Below are 14,041 nucleotides of genomic sequence, written 5' to 3'. Positions count from 1 at the left end.
CCGACGAGCGCGGCGCCGATCAGGAGCGTCCAGGGCAGTGCCGGCTGGCGGCCGGCGAGCGCGTCGAAGGCCAGCGAGGCACGGCGTCGCGCCTCCTCGGCGGCGGATCCCACCAGGTCACCCGCCCCGTCGGCGAGGTCGCTGCTGTTACGGCGGGCCGAGCGGGCGGTGTCCCGCACACTGTCTCCGGCGGAGCTGACGGCCGAGAGCAGGTGCTCCCAGGCCTGGTCCGCGATCCGCTCCGGCTTGCTGCGGCGGTCCAGCAGGTTGGTTCCGAACATCGTGGTTACCTCCTCAGGTGCCGAAGCCGCCGGCCACTTCGGACTTCGGCGTCTTTCCAGCGCGTCACGGTGTCGCCTACCCCGCAGTGCCCCGCGTCAGCCGGACGCAAACCCCGACCGCCGCGGAGCACCGGTAGCTCGGCGCGCCAGAACTCGACGCGCCACCAACTCAGCGCACCGCTGACACGGTGACTCCCCGGGCGAAGTCGTCATCGTCATCGTCATCGTCGTCTCCGCCACCGAAACCGCAGGCCAAGACGAGGGCGAGCAGAACGCCGACGCCGGCCAGGCCGGCAAGTCGCTTGATCATCGAAGATCCTCTCCGTCGCGGTGGTGTCCCCGGCCGATGCTAAGGCGCGTCGGCAACCTTGGGCGCGGACCGCGCCGGCCGGCTGTGGGCGACACGCCGACGGCACACGGGGCAGGCGTACGTCGTGGACCGGTTGTCGGGTGCGTCGGCTCCGGACCGCTACCCTGGTTCGGCGGCGCGTCGGTCACGACCGGATCGCCGATGCTCAAATAACAAAAAGTCTTGAGTAATCAGATACTGAAAAGTGCGGATATGGGCGGCTTTGTGGGCCCGGATCCGCGAATTGCTCATCCCGAGGGGTGGCGACCGAGGCCGTCGGAGGAATACTCTCGGTCGCGGCCCGCGTACTGATGAGGCGCCCGGGGGACGGGCGGGTGGAGGTGCTCGCGTGAGCCTGTCGATCGTGAAGTCGGTTCTGTCCGGTGGTGTCGTGGAGATCGCCCCGCGGGGCGAGATCGACGTAGACACAGCGTACGAGGTGCGCGAAGCGATCGCGGAGGTGCTGGCCAAGGGCCGCCCGCTGCGCATCGAACTCAACATGAGGCTGGTCACCTTCATCGACTCCGTCGGCATCAGCGCCATGGTTGCCGGCTTCCAGACGGCCGAGGTCAGCGACGTCAAGCTGGTGGTCACCGAGCCGAGCCGGTTCGTGCACCGGCAGCTCTGGGTGACCGGCCTGCTCGGCCTCTTCGGTGCCCCGGAGCCCTACTTCGCCGGTGCCCATACCCCCGAGGTGCTGCCCGGCGCCTGAGCGCGCCAGGCGTCCTCCTCAGGGCTGCTCGTCCAGGCCGGTCAGGTCGATGTCGGTCGCCTCGGTGACCGCTCGGATGGCCGTCACCGACGCGTACCCGGCGGCCAGCAACGCCACGTCCGTGCCCGGCTGTGCGGCCTGCCCCGGCTCCTCCAGCGAGGTACGGACGAACCCGTGGCCGGATTCGGCCACCGTCATCTGCACCTGACCGAAGCTGGCCAGGGTGCCTCGCCGCACCCCGCGCAGCTGCCCGTGCGGCAGGTCCGGGGCGTTCACGTTGAGCACGCTCTCCATCGGCGCGGACGTCAACCGGGGGAGCAGGTCCAGGGCGACCCGCGCGGCGGTGTCCCAGTGCCGCTCGGCGTCGCGTACCCGGGCGGCGGCGTCCACCGCGGCGCCACCGCTGGCGGCCGTCGCCTCTCCGGCCGAGAGCACGTCGAGGGAGACCGCCATCGCCCGGCAGCCGTTCGTGGCGGCGGTGAACGCGGCGCCCACGGTCCCGGAGTGCAGCACCGCCCGGCCGGCGTTGGCGCCCCGATTGACGCCGGAGAGCACCACCGACGGCGGTGGGCCGAACGCCCCGTGCAGGGCGATCAGCGTGATGAAGCCGGGGGACCCGGCGACCCCGTACGCCGGCACACCCGCCAGGTCCGGCAGCGGGTGGTCGTTCACGACAACTCGCCCGTCGCGCTCCATGGCGCTCATCGCGGCGCTGGTGCCGCTCGCCTCCTCCATCGGCGCGGCGACCACCACGTCCAGGCCCCGCTGCCGGGCCGCCCAGGCCAGCGCCTGGATGCCCGGTGCCGCGATCCCGTCGTCGTTGGTGATCAGCACCCGCAGGGTCATCGCTCGGCCACCCGGTCGGCCAGTTCGTCCGGGGTGGTCCGCTCCTGTTGCCGGCTGTCCGCCGGCACCAGCCGGACCCGGTCCACCAGTCCGGTGATCGAGTCCAGCCGCCCGGTGCCCAGGCCGTGCCGAGTCACGTTCAGCGCGCCAGCGGCGGCGCCGGTGCGGATGGCGGTCCGGATGTCCCCGCCCCTGGCCACGACGGCCGCCACTCCGGCGGTCATCGAGTCGCCCGCCCCGCGCGGGTCGGCGGCTTCCAGCCGGGGCATCTCGACCTGGAACAACTCCCCGTCGATGAGCGCCAACGCCGGCTGGTCGGCGCGGCTCACCACCACCGTCTCGGCGCCGCCCGCGTGCAGCTCGTACATGGCCCGGGTCAGTTCCGCGCTGTCGTCGCTGCGGGCGCGGCCGTCGCGGATCAACTCCTCGTGACTCACCTTGAGGAAGAACACCCCGCTCTCCAGCACCGAACCGAGGTGGTCGCCGGAGAGGTCGACGACCACCCGGCCGCCGTTGGCCCCGAGGTCGGCGGCGAAGCGTCGGTACAGGTCGGCGGGTACGAGCCACGGTTCGTTCGGCCCACTGAGGATGCTCACCGAGGCCCGCAGGCCCTCGCCGAGGGCGAGGTTGTACAGCTCGTCGATCTCGTGCCGGCTCAGCGGCTGCCCGGGCACGTCGGCGATCTCCTGCCGTGAGCCCTCCCGGCGGTCGTGCACGTACCCGCCGCTGCCGGAGTCACGGACCACCACCTTGAGGTCCACGCCCTCGCTGACCAGCAGCGGTTCCAGCACCTGGCCGATCTCACCGCCGAGGGCGGCGCAGAGCACCACGTCGACACCGAGGGAGATCACCATCCGGGCCTGCCAGACGCCCTGCCCGCCGGGGTGCAGGTGCAGCTCAGGGTGGTCGTTGGGCTGGTCCACGGTCACCGTCAGCTGTGGAGTGGGCGCGAAGACCATCACGTGCCCGCTCATCGGTCGTCGCCGTTCATGCTGGCCACCCTCCGGCATCTCGGGATATTTGTACTAACCGACCTTAATGGCGCAGATAGTGGCAGGTCGTGCCATCGGCACGGGCCGGGCGCGGCGCTGGGGGCCGTCGGACGTTGCCAGCCAGACATCGGTACGGGACGATCGGGCGACCAACGACGGCGGGAGACGGTGTGCTCAGCAGCGATACCTTCAGCTACACCGTTCAGGCCCGGTGCTCACCCGCCGAGGCGGCGGCGCTGCTCAGCGACCTGACCCGGCAGGGTGAGCTGCACCCACTGATCGTCCGGGTCCGTCGGGTGCCGCCCCGGCCCGGCGCCCAGGCCAGCTACACGATCAACGACCGGTTGGCGGCCGGCCCGCTGCGCTTCCGGACCACCTACCACGCGGACGTGCTGATCAGCGAGGCCGACGAGATCGTCATGGTGGCCCGCCAGTGGCCAGCCACCACGGTACGCAACCACACCCGACTGCGCGCCGAGCCGGACGGCGTGGTCCGCATCGACGTCGAGATCACCCTGACCGCGCCGACGCCGCTGTTCCGCTACGCGTTCCGCCAGGCCCGAGCGGCTCACCTCGCCCTCGCCACCCGACTGGGCGCGGCCCTCGACCGCAGCGGCAACCCCCCGCCCCCGGCCTGACCCGCCGGCGCCTACTGCCGGCCCGCTTTATGATCGCGCTCGATCCAGGATGTAGCGGCCTCCCGACGCCTGGAGGCCACTACATCCCGGTTGTAGCGCGATCATGGGAGTGGTCACGGCCAGCGCGATCATGGGAGTGGTCACGGCCAGCGCGATCGTGGGAGTGGTCGCGGCTAGCGCGATGAGGTGGCGCGGCTACGGCCGGCGAGGGCGGGTCGGGCGGCGGGGCGTCGGCCCCACGGCTTGTAGGTGGACAGCACCGTCGCGATGATCATCAGGCTGGTCGACACCGCCGGCGCGATGACCAGGTCCGCGCGATCACGTGTGGGCAGGGCGGCGCCGACCGCCCCGGCGTGGCGCAGGTTCGGGGTGAGCAGGAACAGCACCAGCCCGACCATCACCGTGGTGAGCACGAGCTTGACCAGCACCCAACGGTGGCGCAGCAGGCCCCACGGGGTGAGCAGCGAGCTGGCGACTCCGATCAGCCAGACCAGGACGCTCAGCGGCGCGAACAGCACCGTGCCGACCAGGGCCGTGACCGGATAGACCACCGCCGGGTCGGCGCCCCGCTGCACGGCGATGCCGAGGGTGAGCAGCACCAGGTCGGTGCCGAGCCAGCCCAGCGAGGTGACGAGGTGCAGGGTGAGCAGGGCCTTGCGGGTGGTGGGTCGGATCCGAGGCATACCGCGATGCTGCCCGCCGACTCCGGCCGGGTCGTCCGACGAGCGACGACATCAGGGGTACGCCCGGCGACGTAGCCCGGCCCCGGACGACGTGATGCCTGTGAGCCGCCTAGACGACTCACAGGCATCACAACCGACTCGGTCAGTAGACCGACAGGTGTACGTGGTTGGTGTGGTCGGTGGACGGGGTGCCCTGCGCCCCGCTGTACGACTTCCACCCGCTGCTGGGCAGCCAGATCTGCCTGTACCAGATCACGTAGAGCACGGCGAGCCGGTCGGCGTTGCGGATGAAGTACGCGGCCAGGTTGTTGCCGTACGTCTTGTCGCCGCCGGTGGCGTTCCCGCCGAAGCCGTTCTTCTGTGCCGCGAAGTCGCAGGCCCGGCCCTTGGGGTGTTCGCCGGAGCCGCCGGGGCGGTAACACGAGACGTACCGGGTGAAGCCCGCGGCCTTGGCCTGGTTGAGCGCGTGCAGGGTGCGCGGGGTGATGCAGCCGTTGGCCGGCGTCGGGTCGTTGACGCTGCACGACTCGGAGGGCCAGGAGCCGTCGGAGTTGCGCGGTGCGGCCTTCGCGTTGGCGGTTGAGGTGCCCCGGTTGGAGTCGGTGCCGGCGGCGGTCTGCGGCTTGGGTGTGGTGGCCACGGTCAGGGCCCGCTCGGCCTGTTCCTTGCGCTTGGCCATCACCGCGACCTGCTTGCGCTGTTCGTTGATCTCGCCGTCCAGGGCGACCCGGGTGCGGTTGGCCTTGTCCTTGCTGTTCAGCAGGTCGCGCAGCACCCGGTCCTCGTTGGCGGCCACCGCGTCCAGCGCGGCCGCCCGGTCCATGAAGCCTTCCGGGGTGTTGCTGTTGAGCAGCGCCGACATCGCGCCCAGCCGGCCGGTGCGGTACGCCACCTCGGCGATCTCGCCGACCTTGCCGTTGCGCTGGTCGATCTCGACCTCGATGGTCTTCAGCTGGGTGGCGAGCTGCTGCTGCCGTTGAATGGAGGTGTCCAGGGCGCGCTTCGCGTCCAGGTAGCCCTTGCTGGCCGCCTCGAGTTGGGCGCGCAGCGCCGGGGTGCCGCCCTCCTCGTCGGAGTCGGGTGCGGCGGCCCGCAGGCCGGTCGGGGGAGCGGCCGAGGCGGTGCCGGCCGGAAGCGCGACGCCGAGGGCGAACATCGCGACGATCAGGGCCGCCAGTCGGGCGGCGGGTGGTCGTGCTGGTGCCACTGCGCATGTCCTTCCGTCAGCCGCCGACCGGGTTAGCTGACGGGTTCGGGACGGAAGATCCCTACCGCTGACGCGGATGCACCCCAGGAACATGGTTCCCCGGTTCGCCCAGGTGGGCGATTAGGCGGCGACCGCCACCGGCGCCGGGAGGGCGCCGCCTGGTGGGGGCCGGGACCGAGCCTACCGGTGCCGGTGGGGCTGCTGCAGCCGATGTGACGGACGGTGCGTGCGTCACCACGGAAAATTACGGCGGAAGCCTACGAATGGGCCGGAAAGCCCCTTCACCACTCGATGGAGCCACACGCTCCGGATGCGGCGCCGGGCTCGATCTGCAACGTCGCGTGCTCGATGCGGAAGTCGTCGTGCAGGGCCGTGCGCGCCGCGGTGAGCACCGCGCCCACCTCCGCGCCGGGTGCCATGGTCAGGTGTGCGGAGGCCACCTCCATGCCCGAGGTGAGCGTCCAGACGTGCAGGTCGTGCACCTCGACGACACCGGGGACCGCGGCCAGTCGGTCGTGCACGGCGGTGACCTGGAGGTGCTCCGGGGCGGCCTGCACCAGGATGCGGATGGCGGCGCGGGCCAGCCGCCAGGTGCGCGGCAGGATGAACATGCCGATGGCGACCGCGACCAGGGGGTCCGCCCACCACCAGTCGGTGACGGTGATGAGCAGAGCCGCGCCGATGACGCCGAGCGAGCCGAGCAGGTCGCCGAGCACCTCCAGGTAGGCGCCCTGGAGGTTGATGCTCTCCCGGGCCCCGGCGCGCAGAAGGGCGAAGGCGGCGATGTTCGCGAGCAGGCCGAGCACGGCCACCGCGAGCATCGGACCGGCGATGACCTCGTGCGGGTCGCCGAACCGGCGGATCGCCTCGATCACCACGTAGATCGCGACGCCGGAGAGCAGGACGGCGTTGGCCAGCGCGGCGAGCACCTCGAGCCGGTAGAGGCCGAAGGTGCGCTGCGGGTCGCCGGTGGCCCGGCGGGTCGCAGTGATCGCGGCGAGCGCCATCCCGATGCCGAGCACGTCGGTGAACATGTGCCCGGCGTCGGAGAGCAGGGCGAGCGAGCCGGTGTGCAGGGCGGCCACCGCCTCGACCACCATCAGGGTGGCGAGCAGGCCGAATGCCGCCCAGAGGCGACCCCGGTGCTGGTGTGCGGCATTGGCGACGGACCCATGGTGGTGGTCATGACCTGCGCCCACGAGAACCACCCTCCGCCGCTGGTCGGGACCCGGTCAAATGTATGCTCACATCGCTATGTGTGCAAGTGTACGGGCAGCGCCCTCCGCCGGCGGCGGTCCGCACAGGTCAGCCGGTCGGGTCGATGGTGGTGAGCCGCTGGGTGGCCCGGGAGAGCGCCACGTACAGGGTGCGCACCCCGGCGCCCGGATCCGCCCGGATCTCGCTCGGGGCGACAAGCACCACCCCGTCGTACTCCATGCCCTTGGCCTCCAGGCTGGTCACCACCTGCAACCTCGGCGCGCCGAGCGCGCCGAGCCAACCGGCGACCTCGTCCCGGCGGGGCACCGGCGTGATCACCCCGACCGTGCCCTCCACCTCGGTCAGCAGGCCGGCGGCGGCCTCCACGGTCGCGGTCTCCAACCCCGTCGCGGGCACCACCAGCTCGACCGGCTCGACCCCGGTGGAGCGTACGGCGGTCGGCAGCGGCAGGTCCGGGTAGAGCCGACGGATCTCCGCCGCCGCCACCGCGAAGATCTCCGCCGAGTTGCGGTAGTTCGTGGTGAGCGTGAAATCGTGCCGCTTGCGCCGGCCCAGCGCCTGGTCGCGGGCTCGGGTCAGCTCCTCCGGATCGCCGGTCCAGGCGGTCTGCGCGGGGTCGCCCACCACGGTCCAGGAGGCCAGCCGGCCGCGTCGACCGATCATCCGCCACTGCATGGGCGAGACGTCCTGCGCCTCGTCCACCACCACGTGCGCGTACTCCCGGTAGTCCTCCGGGCGCTCCCGGGCCGCCGCGCGGGCGGCCCGCTGCCGCTCGCCGAGAGTGCTCAGCTCGCGCACGCCACCGGCGAGCTGGAACGGATCGCGTCGCGCCCTGGCCGGCTGCGCGGGCTTGCCGAGCAGCGCGTCCAACTCGTCCAGCAGCGCCACGTCGGCGATGGTCAGCCCGGCCGAGTCCAGGTCCCGGTACGCGGCGTTGAGCAGCCGGATCTCCGCCGAGGAGAGGATTCCCCCGGCGTACCGGCGCAGCCGGTCCGGCTGCGCCAGCCAGCCGAGCACGTGCCGGGGGTGCAGCCGAGGCCACCACGCCTTGAGGAACTCCCGGAACTCCGCCCGCTCGGCGATCTCCGCCTCGAAGGCCGGCTGCTCCGGCAGTCGACCGCTGCTCTGCTCACGGGCCTGCGCCCAGAGCGCGGCGAACACGCCGTCGAAACCGGCCCGGCGCACCTCGTTGCGCCGCGCGCCGCGTTGCAGCGCGCGGTCCCGGATCCGGTCCAGGGCGGCCCGGTCCAGCCGCAGCAGCGTGCCCCGGTAGAGCAGCCGTAGCTCACCCGGACCGCCCGGCACCGCGTCGCGGGCCGCCCGCTCCAGCACCCGGCGCATCCGCAGCGACCCCTTCACCGCCGCCACCTCGGGCGGGTCGGGGCGGGTGGCGGTCATCCCCGGGAAGAGGGTGCCCAGCGAGTGCAGGGTCGCGGTGTCCTCACCGAGCGACGGCAGCACCGAGCCGATGTACTCGACGAAGACCGACGACGGCCCGACCACCAGGATGCCGCCGCCCGCGTAGCGGCTGCGGTCGGAGTACAGCAGGAACGCGGCCCGGTGCAGGGCGACCGCGGTCTTGCCGGTGCCGGGGCCGCCCGCGACGATCGTCACCCCGGAACCGGGTGAGCGGATCGCCTCGTCCTGCTCCCGCTGGATGGTCGCCACGATGTCGCGCATGCCCCGGCCGGTGGCCTTGGACAGGGTGGCCAGCAACGCGCCGTCACCGACGACAGTCATCCCCTCCGGGGCGGCGGTCGGGTCCAGCAGGTCGTCCTCGATCCGGGTGACCCGCTCGGCGCGGGACTGGATCGTGCGGCGCCGCACCACGTCCAACGGCTGCGCCGGGGTGGCCTGGTAGAAGGCGGCGGCGGCCGGCGCGCGCCAGTCGACGACAAGCGTGACGGCGTTCTCGTCGCGGATGCCCAGTCGCCCGACGTGCAGCACCTGACGGTCGCGCAGGTCCAACCGGCCGAAGACCAACCCCTCGTGCTCGGCGTCCAGGGTGTGCCGCCGCTGCGCCGCGTGGAAGACCATCGCGTCGCGCTCGACCAGGGCACCGTGCGTGCCGACCCGGGCCATCCGGTAGCCGTCGCGCTCGGCGCGGACGGCCGACTGCCGCAGCTCGGCCAGTCGGGCGTACACCCGGTCGAGGTGTCGTTGCTCGACGGCGATCTCCTGCTCCAGGCCGGTCTGGTCGGTCAACGCACGCTCCTTCAGAGGTCGCCGGCAGGCGGCGGGAACCGCGCGGGCCAACCGAGAAGGGTACGGCCCCGGGCCTGACCCGCCGCGCCCGAGGTGCGCGAACGTGCTCAGGCACCCGTCTCGGCGCGGGTCGCGTTCCGCAGGGCCGGCGGCGGTTCGGCGAGCGCCCGCCGCAGCACCCCGGTGAGCGCGGCGTTGACCTCGTCCGGGCGTTCCATCATCAGCATGTGCCCGGCGCCCGGGCAGACGGTCAGCTCGGTGGCCGGCAGAGCCGCCGCGATCGACTCGGCGCACGGCGGTGGGGTCAGCCGGTCCCGGTCGCCGACCAGGGCGGCGGCCGGCAGGTGGGCCAACGCGGCGAGGGTGTCCAGTCGGTGCTGGGTGCCGATGGAGGCGCGGAACCCGCCGATCGAGCGCAGCGAGGCCCGAGCCACCGCGGACGTGACCAGGCGGATGTCGGCCGGCTCGCAGCGGTCACCGAAGAGCATCCACCGGATGCTCGGTTGCAGCGCGTTCAGCAGTGCCCGGGGCGCGCGCCACGAGCCACACCGGGCCAGCACGCCGGCGCCGGTCGTCTCGGCCAGCCGGATCAACCGGGCGATCCGCGGCGAGAGCCCGTAGACGGTGTGCGTGTGCCCCTCGGCGGTAGTCGAGACGAAGACCAGGCCGGCGGTACGGGCGGCGAAGTGCGCGGGGTGGCGGTGGGCGTACTCCATGATCGTCATGCCGCCCATCGAGTGCCCGACCAGCACCACCGGGCCGGTTGGCGCGACCGCGTCGATCACCGCGGCGAGGTCGTCACCCAACTGGGCCAGGGTGGCCGTGGGCAGCGCCATGCAGCTGGACCGGCCGTGCCCCCGCGCGTCGTAGGCGACCACCCGCACCGCATCGCCGAACGGCACCGCGGTGAGCGCGTCGACCTGCCGGTGCCAGGCGCGCCCGTCCAGTGTCCAGCCGTGCAGCAGGATGGCGGTGACCTGGGCGTCCGTCGGACCCGTCGCCTCGACGTTGAGCCGTACACCGTCCGGCAGACCGACCTCGAACCGCTCCGGCATCGCCACCTCCCCAGGGCCGCCCAGCACCACCAGCACCGGGATACCCGGCGGTAACACCGGCTACCCGCCATGACACCACGCCAATCGCGCCGTGGCGAACATTCCCGACCTCGCCCGTGCGGGACGGTGGCGGGCCAAGCTGAACGGCATGGGGTCGTCGGGAGCGCCCATGGGCGCGACGTCGGGGCAGGGGCGGCAGGCCGGCGGTACGCCCCGCGCCGCGCTGGCCGATCTGCTCGCCGGTAATCGACGGTTCGTCAGCGGCCAGCCGGTGCACGGACACGACGTCACGGCTGCCGCCGCGGCCTCCGGCGACCAGCAGCCGTACGCCGTGGTGCTGGGCTGCATCGACTCCCGGGTGCCGCTGGAGGCGATCTTCGACCAGACCTTCGGCGCGATCTGCGTGATCCGTACCGGGGGACACGTGCTCGACCGCGCGGTCCGTGGCTCGATCGAGTACGTGGTCGGCCAGCTCGGCGTACCGCTGGTGATGGTCCTCGGCCACGAGCGGTGCGGCGCGGTGCAGGCCACGGTGGAGGCGCTGCGCACCGGGCAGCGTCCCGGGGGGTCGCTGGCGCACCTGGTGGACGAGATCGCCCCGGCGGTGACCGAGGTGGGGCTCGACGATCCGGCGGTGCAGCCGCTGGCGATCCGCCGGCACGTCCGGCGCACGGTGCGCACCCTGCGCCGGGACGACCTGCTGGCCGGGCCGGTGGCCGCCGGCCGGGTGGCCGTGGTCGGCGGCCTCTACGACCTGGCCACCGGCGAGGTCGCCCTGCTCGATCCAGGCTGACCCGACCCCGGACACGCGAAACCGCCCGCCGGGAACTCCCGGCGGGCGGTTCGGTTGGTGCGGTGGGGGAGGGCTCAGCCCTCGAAGACGCCGGCCGCGACCAGGCGCTTCTCGGTGGCCTCCCAGCCGTCACCCGGGTGGGTGGCGGCCAGGTTGTTGATCTCCGCCCGGATCTTGGCGGCGTGGCCGGCGGCGGCCAGCACGCGGATCTCCTCGACGAAGGCGTCGGAGTCCGTGCGCAGGTGCGCGGTCTTGCCGTTGGTCAGGTTCCGCACGTAGGCGTGCTTGCCGCCGTTGAGCGGGATGAGGTACTTGAACTCGCCCAGCACGCTGAGGGCGCCACCCTGGCCAGCCTGGCCGGCCCGGACGGACGCGCGCGCGGTCTTAGAGGTGTTGCTCGCCACGGAGGTACTCCTTGCAAGACGTACGGGAGGACTTGGACGTCCGGGGGCTGTGTGCGGGTCGTACGTGACTCGGCCCGCGAAGGTGTAACGCGGCATAAGCCGCCGGTGGAACTGTACAGGACCACGACATCATGCTGGTCGTCGCGGTGTCCTGAGAGGCAACGGCGACCACCCGTCCGGCTATTCCAGACGGCGTTTTTTCCGATTCCCTGGCGCACCACACGTCACACAAGTCATCATGTGTTGCAGCAGCCACCTGGGTGGACGAGGTCGTAGGGGAAGACGCACCTCGCTCTCCGGGAGGTCACCGTGCCAACGCGTGGCGTCGTATACGTCCACTCGACCCCGCTCGCCGTGTGCTCACACGTCGAGTGGGCGATCGCGCGCGTCCTAGCCGCGCCGGTCAACCTGCAGTGGACGGCTCAGCCCGTCGATCCCGGCGCACGCCGGGCCGAGTGCGGGTGGACCGGTCGTCCGGGGACGGGCGCCGAGCTGGCTGCTGCCCTACGGCAGTGGCCGATGATCCGTTTCGAGGTCACCGAGGAGCCGAGCCCCGGTGCCGATGGCGAGCGCTTCATGTACGTGCCGGCCCGTGGCCTGTTCCGGGCAACGGTCGGCGTGGCCGGCGACATCCAGCTCGGCGAGGACCGACTTCGGGCGCTGATGGTGGCCTCCCGGGCACCGGAGGCGCTGGCGCACGCCCTCGACAAGGCGCTCGGCACGGCGTGGGATGCTGACCTGGAGCCCTACCGGTACGCCGGCGACGGTGCCCCGGTGACCTTGCTCACTCGGGTCGGCTGACCCGGCCGACGGGCCGCTGGCCGTACGCCGTCGAGACGGTGACGACCGGTAAGGTCAAGTTGCCCCGATAAGGGAGAAGCTGGTGGGATGGGCGGCGTGTCGAATCGCCCGTGGCGCGCCAGTGTCGCTGTCGCCGCCCTGACCGCCCTGCTCGTCTCCGGCTGCTCAGGTGACCCGGAGCGCCCCACCCCGACGCCCAGCCCGGTCGGCACGTCCGCGGGCCCGAGCGTCCCGGCCACGCCGTCGGCCGGCGACCCCGCCAGCCGGGCTGCCGCGCTGGTCGCGACGCTCTCCGACGAGGACCTGGTCGGCCAGGTGCTGATGCCCTACGCCTACGGCGACTCGGCGACGAAGGTCTCCGCCGGCTCGGCGGCCGGTAACCAGGCCCTCGCCGGGGTCGACACCCCGGCGGACATGATCGCCAAGTACCGACTGGGTGGCCTGATCCTGGTCGGCTTCAGCGCCGACGACCCGACCAAGGGCAACCAGGAGACCACGAACGTCGACAATCCCAAGCAGGTGCACGAGCTCACCACCGGGCTGCGTGCCGCCGCCGGTCGGCTCGCCGCCGGTCCCGCGCCGCTGCTGATCGGCACCGACCAGGAGTACGGCGTGGTCACCCGCGTGACCGACGGGGTCACCGTGCTGCCCAGCGCCCTCGCGGCCGGCGCGGCCGGTGACCCGAAGCTGACCGAGGCCGCCTGGCGGGCCGCCGGGACCGAGTTGGCCGCCATGGGCATCAACATCGACTTCGCCCCGGTGGCCGACGTGCTGGCCACCCGCAGCACCGTGATCGGCTCCCGGTCGTACGGCGCCGACCCGAAGCAGGCCGCCACGCAGGTGAGCGGCGCGGTCCGTGGCCTCCAGGCGGCCGGGGTGGCCGCCACCCTGAAGCACTTCCCCGGGCACGGCCACAGCGCCGACGACTCGCACAAGGATCTTCCGGTGCTCACCCAGACCGCCGCGGCGTTGCAGAGCGGCGCGTGGCCGCCGTTCACCGCCGGGATGGACGCCGGCGCGATGGCCGTGATGTCCGGTCACCTGGACGCGCGCGCGATCGACCCGGGGACCCCGGCGACGTTCTCCCACAAACTGCTCACCGACGTGTTGCGCGGCCAACTCGGCTTCAAGGGCGTGGTGATCACCGACGGGATGAACATGCCGCCCGCGATGCGCTGGGCTCCCGGCGAGGCGGCGGTCCGGGCGCTCAACGCCGGTAACGACCTCATTCTGATGACCCCGAACGTCGGTCAGGCGTACGACGGGCTGCTCGCCGCGCTGCGCGGTGGGTCGCTGCCCCGGACCCGGCTGGTCGAGGCGGTCACCCGGGTGCTGACCATGAAGTTCCAGCTCGCGCAGTTGCCGGCGGCGCAGATGTCCACGCTGAACACCCCGGCGCACCGGGCGGCCGCCGACGCGCTGGCCACCGCCGCCGTCACCGTGCTGCGGGGCGCCTGCGGCGCAGCGGTACGCGGGCCGGTCACCGTCACCTCGTCCGGCGGTCGGGACGGCACCCGGGCCACGCTCACCGCCGCGCTGACCGCCGCCGGGGTGCAGGTCAAGCCGAGCGGCGGCACGATCGTGCACCTGGTGGGCTACGGCGACGGCGCCAGCGACCTGCGCCCCGACGCGGCGGTCACGGTCGCCATGGACACCCCGTACGTGCTGGCCGACGCGAAGTCGCCGACGCTGCTTGCCACGTACTCGTCCAGCCGGGCGTCGATGACCGGCCTGGCCGCCGTGCTCGCCGGCAAGGCCCGGCCGGCCGGCCGGTCCCCGGTTGCCGTCCGTGGACTGCCCGCGACGACCTGTCGCCCCTGACCGGCGCTCGTCATCGGCCACCCCACCCCACCGGCC

15 protein-coding genes and 1 riboswitch are annotated in these 14,041 nt (G+C 72.8%); of the genes, 5 read left to right on the top strand and 10 right to left on the bottom strand.

Features of this window, described 5'->3' with window-relative positions; translation table 11 throughout:
• Together PSH25_RS06450 and PSH25_RS06445 are read right to left on the bottom strand one after the other, a co-directional pair.
• Positions 1-281 (bottom strand): hypothetical protein (locus tag PSH25_RS06450; RefSeq protein ID WP_238658107.1); only part of this gene is annotated, 281 nt, incomplete at its 3' end.
• A 169-nt stretch (positions 282-450) separates the two neighbouring features.
• Positions 451-591 carry a hypothetical protein gene (locus tag PSH25_RS06445; RefSeq protein WP_156057395.1) on the bottom strand — a complete coding sequence of 47 codons (141 nt, stop codon included), beginning with the start codon at positions 589-591 and terminating at the stop codon, positions 451-453.
• Between the two features lie 388 nt (positions 592-979).
• Here PSH25_RS06445 and PSH25_RS06440 point away from each other — a divergent pair, with 388 nt between their 5' ends.
• Positions 980-1,342 (top strand): STAS domain-containing protein, encoded by a 363-nt coding sequence (locus PSH25_RS06440; RefSeq protein WP_238658106.1) that lies wholly within the window; start codon positions 980-982, stop codon positions 1,340-1,342.
• An 18-nt stretch (positions 1,343-1,360) separates the two neighbouring features.
• On the opposite strand, the gene surE is transcribed toward PSH25_RS06440, so the two are convergent.
• The gene (gene surE, locus PSH25_RS06435) at positions 1,361-2,188 is read right to left on the bottom strand and encodes a 5'/3'-nucleotidase SurE (RefSeq protein WP_238658105.1); all 828 of its coding nucleotides are present in this window, start codon (positions 2,186-2,188) and stop codon (positions 1,361-1,363) included.
• Positions 2,185-3,162 (bottom strand): PfkB family carbohydrate kinase, encoded by a 978-nt coding sequence (locus PSH25_RS06430; RefSeq protein ID WP_238658104.1) that lies wholly within the window; start codon positions 3,160-3,162, stop codon positions 2,185-2,187. The genes surE and PSH25_RS06430 overlap by 4 nt, the downstream gene beginning before the upstream one ends.
• A gap of 188 nt (positions 3,163-3,350) precedes the next feature.
• Between PSH25_RS06430 and PSH25_RS06425 the strand changes: the two genes are divergently transcribed.
• Positions 3,351-3,818 (top strand): SRPBCC family protein, encoded by a 468-nt coding sequence (locus tag PSH25_RS06425; RefSeq protein ID WP_238658103.1) that lies wholly within the window; start codon positions 3,351-3,353, stop codon positions 3,816-3,818.
• A 173-nt stretch (positions 3,819-3,991) separates the two neighbouring features.
• Here the strand turns inward: PSH25_RS06425 and PSH25_RS06420 are convergent, their stop codons facing one another.
• The 5 genes from PSH25_RS06420 to PSH25_RS06400 form a co-directional block, all read right to left on the bottom strand.
• Entirely contained in the window at positions 3,992-4,501 is a 510-nt protein-coding gene (locus PSH25_RS06420) for a hypothetical protein (protein ID WP_238658102.1), read from the bottom strand.
• 142 nt (positions 4,502-4,643) lie between these two features.
• Positions 4,644-5,708: a coiled-coil domain-containing protein gene (locus PSH25_RS06415; RefSeq protein WP_372492733.1), complete on the bottom strand. Its 1,065-nt coding sequence runs from the start codon at positions 5,706-5,708 to the stop codon at positions 4,644-4,646.
• Between the two features lie 5 nt (positions 5,709-5,713).
• A riboswitch (cyclic di-AMP (ydaO/yuaA leader) is annotated at positions 5,714-5,845 on the bottom strand.
• A 144-nt stretch (positions 5,846-5,989) separates the two neighbouring features.
• Positions 5,990-6,907 (bottom strand): cation diffusion facilitator family transporter, encoded by a 918-nt coding sequence (locus tag PSH25_RS06410; RefSeq protein ID WP_238658101.1) that lies wholly within the window; start codon positions 6,905-6,907, stop codon positions 5,990-5,992.
• A gap of 106 nt (positions 6,908-7,013) precedes the next feature.
• Positions 7,014-9,131: a HelD family protein gene (locus tag PSH25_RS06405; protein ID WP_238658100.1), complete on the bottom strand. Its 2,118-nt coding sequence runs from the start codon at positions 9,129-9,131 to the stop codon at positions 7,014-7,016.
• Between the two features lie 107 nt (positions 9,132-9,238).
• Positions 9,239-10,186, bottom strand: coding sequence for an alpha/beta fold hydrolase (locus PSH25_RS06400; protein ID WP_238658099.1), 948 nt, complete (start codon positions 10,184-10,186; stop codon positions 9,239-9,241).
• 169 nt (positions 10,187-10,355) lie between these two features.
• Between PSH25_RS06400 and PSH25_RS06395 the strand changes: the two genes are divergently transcribed.
• Positions 10,356-10,979 carry a carbonic anhydrase gene (locus PSH25_RS06395; protein ID WP_238658108.1) on the top strand — a complete coding sequence of 208 codons (624 nt, stop codon included), beginning with the start codon at positions 10,356-10,358 and terminating at the stop codon, positions 10,977-10,979.
• Positions 10,980-11,053: 74 nt separating this feature from the next.
• Here the strand turns inward: PSH25_RS06395 and PSH25_RS06390 are convergent, their stop codons facing one another.
• Positions 11,054-11,383 carry a hypothetical protein gene (locus tag PSH25_RS06390; protein ID WP_030330285.1) on the bottom strand — a complete coding sequence of 110 codons (330 nt, stop codon included), beginning with the start codon at positions 11,381-11,383 and terminating at the stop codon, positions 11,054-11,056.
• A 309-nt stretch (positions 11,384-11,692) separates the two neighbouring features.
• On the opposite strand from PSH25_RS06390, the gene PSH25_RS06385 reads away from it, so the two are divergent.
• The gene (locus tag PSH25_RS06385) at positions 11,693-12,184 is read left to right on the top strand and encodes a DUF3145 domain-containing protein (protein WP_112700027.1); all 492 of its coding nucleotides are present in this window, start codon (positions 11,693-11,695) and stop codon (positions 12,182-12,184) included.
• An 87-nt stretch (positions 12,185-12,271) separates the two neighbouring features.
• Positions 12,272-14,005: a glycoside hydrolase family 3 protein gene (locus PSH25_RS06380; protein WP_238658098.1), complete on the top strand. Its 1,734-nt coding sequence runs from the start codon at positions 12,272-12,274 to the stop codon at positions 14,003-14,005.
• Positions 14,006-14,041: the final 36 nt, after the last annotated feature.

The organism is Micromonospora foliorum, from assembly GCF_022229015.1.
In the GTDB taxonomy this organism is placed as follows: Bacteria; Actinomycetota; Actinomycetes; order Mycobacteriales; family Micromonosporaceae; genus Micromonospora; species Micromonospora foliorum.
The sequence above is the reverse complement of the archived record's forward strand: the minus strand, read 5'-3'. Positions and strand labels throughout refer to the sequence as shown.

Bases quoted from the DNA above. Each gene is read 5' to 3' on its own strand.
- PSH25_RS06420 (WP_238658102.1), bottom strand. From the start codon at position 4,501: ATGCCTCGGATCCGACCCACCACCCGCAAGGCCCTGCTCACCCTGCAC.
- PSH25_RS06400 (WP_238658099.1), bottom strand. From the start codon at position 10,186: ATGCCGGAGCGGTTCGAGGTCGGTCTGCCGGACGGTGTACGGCTCAAC.
- PSH25_RS06430 (WP_238658104.1), bottom strand. From the start codon at position 3,162: ATGAGCGGGCACGTGATGGTCTTCGCGCCCACTCCACAGCTGACGGTG.
- PSH25_RS06380 (WP_238658098.1), top strand. From the start codon at position 12,272: ATGGGCGGCGTGTCGAATCGCCCGTGGCGCGCCAGTGTCGCTGTCGCC.
- surE (WP_238658105.1), bottom strand. From the start codon at position 2,188: ATGACCCTGCGGGTGCTGATCACCAACGACGACGGGATCGCGGCACCG.
- PSH25_RS06445 (WP_156057395.1), bottom strand. From the start codon at position 591: ATGATCAAGCGACTTGCCGGCCTGGCCGGCGTCGGCGTTCTGCTCGCC.
- PSH25_RS06395 (WP_238658108.1), top strand. From the start codon at position 10,356: ATGGGCGCGACGTCGGGGCAGGGGCGGCAGGCCGGCGGTACGCCCCGC.